This is a genomic window from Methylophaga sp. UBA5088 (assembly GCF_002414625.1).
GTDB classification, from domain to species: Bacteria; Pseudomonadota; Gammaproteobacteria; order Nitrosococcales; family Methylophagaceae; genus Methylophaga; species Methylophaga marina.
In genome coordinates this window covers 12,663-15,944 of the sequence record NZ_DIAC01000094.1, presented here as the reverse complement: position 1 = coordinate 15,944, position 3,282 = coordinate 12,663, and the positions used below count along the sequence as shown (strand labels likewise).

At 43.4% G+C, this 3,282-nt stretch carries 5 protein-coding genes; 1 reads left to right on the top strand and 4 read right to left on the bottom strand.

The annotated features are described in order from the left end of the window. Positions 1-64: 64 nt before the first annotated feature. Positions 65-799, bottom strand: a complete 735-nt coding sequence (cmoA, locus tag B4K20_RS11620) for a carboxy-S-adenosyl-L-methionine synthase CmoA (RefSeq protein WP_289283001.1) — start codon at positions 797-799, stop codon at positions 65-67. Then, positions 799-1,482, bottom strand: a complete 684-nt coding sequence (tsaB, locus tag B4K20_RS11615; protein WP_286304914.1) for a tRNA (adenosine(37)-N6)-threonylcarbamoyltransferase complex dimerization subunit type 1 TsaB — start codon at positions 1,480-1,482, stop codon at positions 799-801. Before tsaB ends, cmoA begins: the two co-directional genes overlap by 1 nt. Positions 1,483-1,741: 259 nt before the next feature. Between tsaB and B4K20_RS11610 the strand changes: the two genes are divergently transcribed. After that, complete coding sequence (locus tag B4K20_RS11610) at positions 1,742-1,981, top strand: hypothetical protein (RefSeq protein WP_286304915.1); 240 nt, start codon at positions 1,742-1,744, stop codon at positions 1,979-1,981. A gap of 1 nt (position 1,982) precedes the next feature. On the opposite strand, the gene B4K20_RS11605 is transcribed toward B4K20_RS11610, so the two are convergent. Beyond that, entirely contained in the window at positions 1,983-2,555 is a 573-nt protein-coding gene (locus B4K20_RS11605) for a YceI family protein (protein WP_289283000.1), read from the bottom strand. Positions 2,556-2,569: 14 nt separating this feature from the next. After that, positions 2,570-3,121, bottom strand: coding sequence for a cytochrome b (locus B4K20_RS11600; protein ID WP_286304917.1), 552 nt, complete (start codon positions 3,119-3,121; stop codon positions 2,570-2,572). Between the last annotated feature and the right edge of the window lie 161 nt (positions 3,122-3,282).

The following is a 3,282-nucleotide window of genomic DNA, read 5'->3' as shown; positions in this document are numbered from 1 at the left end:
TCTAATGTCTGCCGCCAGCTATCTAACCCAGCAGACTCAAGATATTTATATAAACCTTGGTAAATCACTTTATGGCAACCATCGAAACAAAGTTAAAACATTGATACCATTTTTCGGTAAAACCAAAGCCAGCAGCACGTAAGCGTTGTTGATGCTGCTCTAAAGATTCAGGGATCAAGACGTTTTCGATCGCCGTTCTTTTCTGACTGATTTCCATATCACTGTAGCCATTTGCTCGCTTGAAGTCGTGGTGAACATCAATATGAAATTGGTTGATACTGTCGTCAGGAAATGCCAGTTTCTCTGACAGAATTAATATTCCCCCCGGCTTTAAACCATTATAAATTTGATTAATTAAAGCCTGACGGTGCGCCAACGGAATAAACTGCAGGGTGAAGTTCATCACAACCACAGAGGCATTTTCAATTACCGTGTCAGCGATATCCTCGCAGACGAGTTGAACCTCAATATCAGAGGCCTTATCAGCCAGTAATATGTGTTGGGCTTTTTCAATCATCGCAGGCGAGTTATCCACGGCAATAATCTGGCAATTCTGCTTTTTTAAGCGCTGACGTATCGATAAGGTCACAGCACCAAGCGAACAACCTAAATCATAACAACGGCTATTATCCAAAGCATACTTAGCCGCGAGGATACCGATATTAGATATCAATGTGGCGTAGCCTGGCACTGAACGCTGAATCATATCCGGGAAGACATCGACGACTCTTTCATCAAAGCTGAAATCCACCATTTGTTCTAATGGCGCAGCGTAGATAGTGTCCTGTTTCTTCACCATTATTGCTCACCTTTTTTCTTAGCAACATTATCACGAAGGTAAACAGGCATCGCTTGTTCAGCTGGCAAGGTGTGTCCCTTTTCGGCTTGTTTTTCAGCCAATTTTGCAATGGCAGCAGCCGTAGGTAAGAGCTCATTATCCAGCGTACTTACTTGTTTGGAGAACTTCGCCATCATGGCTGTCTCATACTCTTTCCAACCCGTACCAGCAGCAAAAAATGATTGCTCTGAACTCAACTCGATTTGTTCAGGTAGACACACTCGTTCTTCGCCGACTAATACAGCTAAGCCATCCACGGACTGATAAAGTGCACTATAAACTTCCTGCATACGGGCATCCATTGCCACTGCAATACATTCAGCATGGTGCTCATCAATAGCACGCTGTGCCACCGCTGCTAATGTCGATACGGGCACGACTGGAAGACTGGCAGCATAGGCAATGCCTTGAGTGACACTCACCCCTACCCTAACGCCAGTGAAAGAACCTGGACCGCGACCAAACGCAATACAATCCATATCAGATAGCCGACATCCTGCCTCAACGAAAAGCGCATCCAACATTCCCAGAATTTTTTCTGAGTGCCCTCGTTGAGTCAGCAGTGATTGTTCAAACAGTTCGCCATTTTTAAGGATGGCCACTGAGCACATTTCTGTACAGGTATCGAGAGCAAGAATATTCATAGAGTGCTTATATGTTGGTCATTTGGATGTCACAAACGCGCATTATAATGCAAACAGTCAGATTCAACGGAGGAAATCATGGCTTTATTAATAGATGTACTTTATGTACTACGTGAACTGGGTAAGTTGTTATTTGTGATCGTAACATCACCGTTTGCCTTTGCAGCTGGGCTGTTAACGATGCTGGGAAGCAATTAGAATTTTCATTCAATTCAATCTGTTATAGCATAGTCATGTCAAACTTTTTTGGAGGTTTGCAATGGCTATACAACATCTACAAGCGCTTGAATTAGCCGCACAAGGCGACTGGGACGGGGCTCACAAACTGATTCAAAGTTATGAAGACAGTTTTGCCTGCATGATTCATGGCTATCTTCATTATGTAGAAGGCGACAAAGGCAATGCTGCTTACTGGTATCAACGTGCGGGACGTTCAATACCAGCAAACAGCTTATCTGAAGAATTTGACAGGCTCTACGACCTCGCCAAACAAATCTGAATTATTGCTTAATCCCTTCAATGGATAAGGTCAGATACACAACTTGTGATGAAGGGCCTAACATATCAACGATAATACCGTAGTCGGAAATAGTAAATTCTGTTTCACCAACAAAACCTGCACGGTAACCGCCCCATGGGTCTTCGCCTTCCCCGACTTTTTCAACCGGGAAGCTTAGTTCATGGGTTACCCCGTGTAGTGTGAAGTCTCCTGTAACAACTAAGCTACCGTCGTCCTGTTGTTTGAACGAGGTCGACTTAAAGCTGGCATCTGGAAACTTATCTGTTTCCAAGAATTTTTCACGTAAGTGTTTATCACGTTCAGCAAAGTTGGTATCAACACTGGCGACATCAATATCTACATTCACTTGTGACGCTTCTGGTTGCTCAGCATCATAAGAAAATGTGCCAGAGAAGTCGTTAAAACGTCCACTCATCCAACTATAGCCCAGATGCTGAATGCGAAAATCAATAAAAGCGTGGGCTTTTTCAGTATCGATTACATAATCAGCGGCATAAGCCGGCATGAAAGCCGATAAACCTAATAACGATGTGGCAAGAATAGTTTGTCTCATTTTTTTCTCCTTGTTTATTTTCTGCCAAGCATTTGCTTGAGCGTTGCGTCTTTATCAATGAAGTGATGTTTTATGGCGGCTAGAGCATGTACTGATGCCATAGCGATAAGAAAATATGCCGCCCATAAGTGAATAGCGCCTGCCGGATCGACCCAGTCAGGTTTATTTGAAATGATGGCGGGAATGGTGAACCAGTCGAAGACGGATAGACCATCACCTTTGGCTGTGACCATAATATAGCCACTTATCGCAATGATGATAGCTACTACGTTCATGGACTGATGTGTGACTTTTGCAGCCAGGTGCTGCCAATGAGGAATAGAGTTAATGCCAGGCGGCGTTTGCCGGAAAAGACTCCAGCCCCACCGAACAATAATCAATAAGGCTGTGACAATGCCAATCCCTTTGTGCCACCACGGTGCTTGATAATACCAATCGTCGTAGTAGCCCAAATCAACCATCCATAGGCCTGAAGCAAAGAGAGCGATAATAAAAACAGCAATCAACCAATGTAGTAAAACCGAAAAAGCATCATAACTTGAGCGAGCGGTAGATTTCGATTTCATCAATGTCCCTATTCAGAAAATGCGTGATATAGGCAGATTGACCATGGTCAACTAAAAATGTTTCTCAAATAATAATTTTTTTTATTAACGCTGGCGTCTTTTTGCTTTCACTTTGGTTTTACCGGGTCTCGTGTGCTGTGTACGGAAACTTTTGACATTTT

Excerpts from the sequence above, each read along its gene's own strand:
- tsaB (WP_286304914.1), bottom strand. The coding sequence starts at position 1,482 with ATGAATATTCTTGCTCTCGATACCTGTACAGAAATGTGCTCAGTGGCC.
- B4K20_RS11605 (WP_289283000.1), bottom strand. The coding sequence starts at position 2,555 with ATGAGACAAACTATTCTTGCCACATCGTTATTAGGTTTATCGGCTTTC.
- cmoA (WP_289283001.1), bottom strand. The coding sequence starts at position 799 with ATGGTGAAGAAACAGGACACTATCTACGCTGCGCCATTAGAACAAATG.
- B4K20_RS11600 (WP_286304917.1), bottom strand. The coding sequence starts at position 3,121 with ATGAAATCGAAATCTACCGCTCGCTCAAGTTATGATGCTTTTTCGGTT.
- B4K20_RS11610 (WP_286304915.1), top strand. The coding sequence starts at position 1,742 with ATGGCTATACAACATCTACAAGCGCTTGAATTAGCCGCACAAGGCGAC.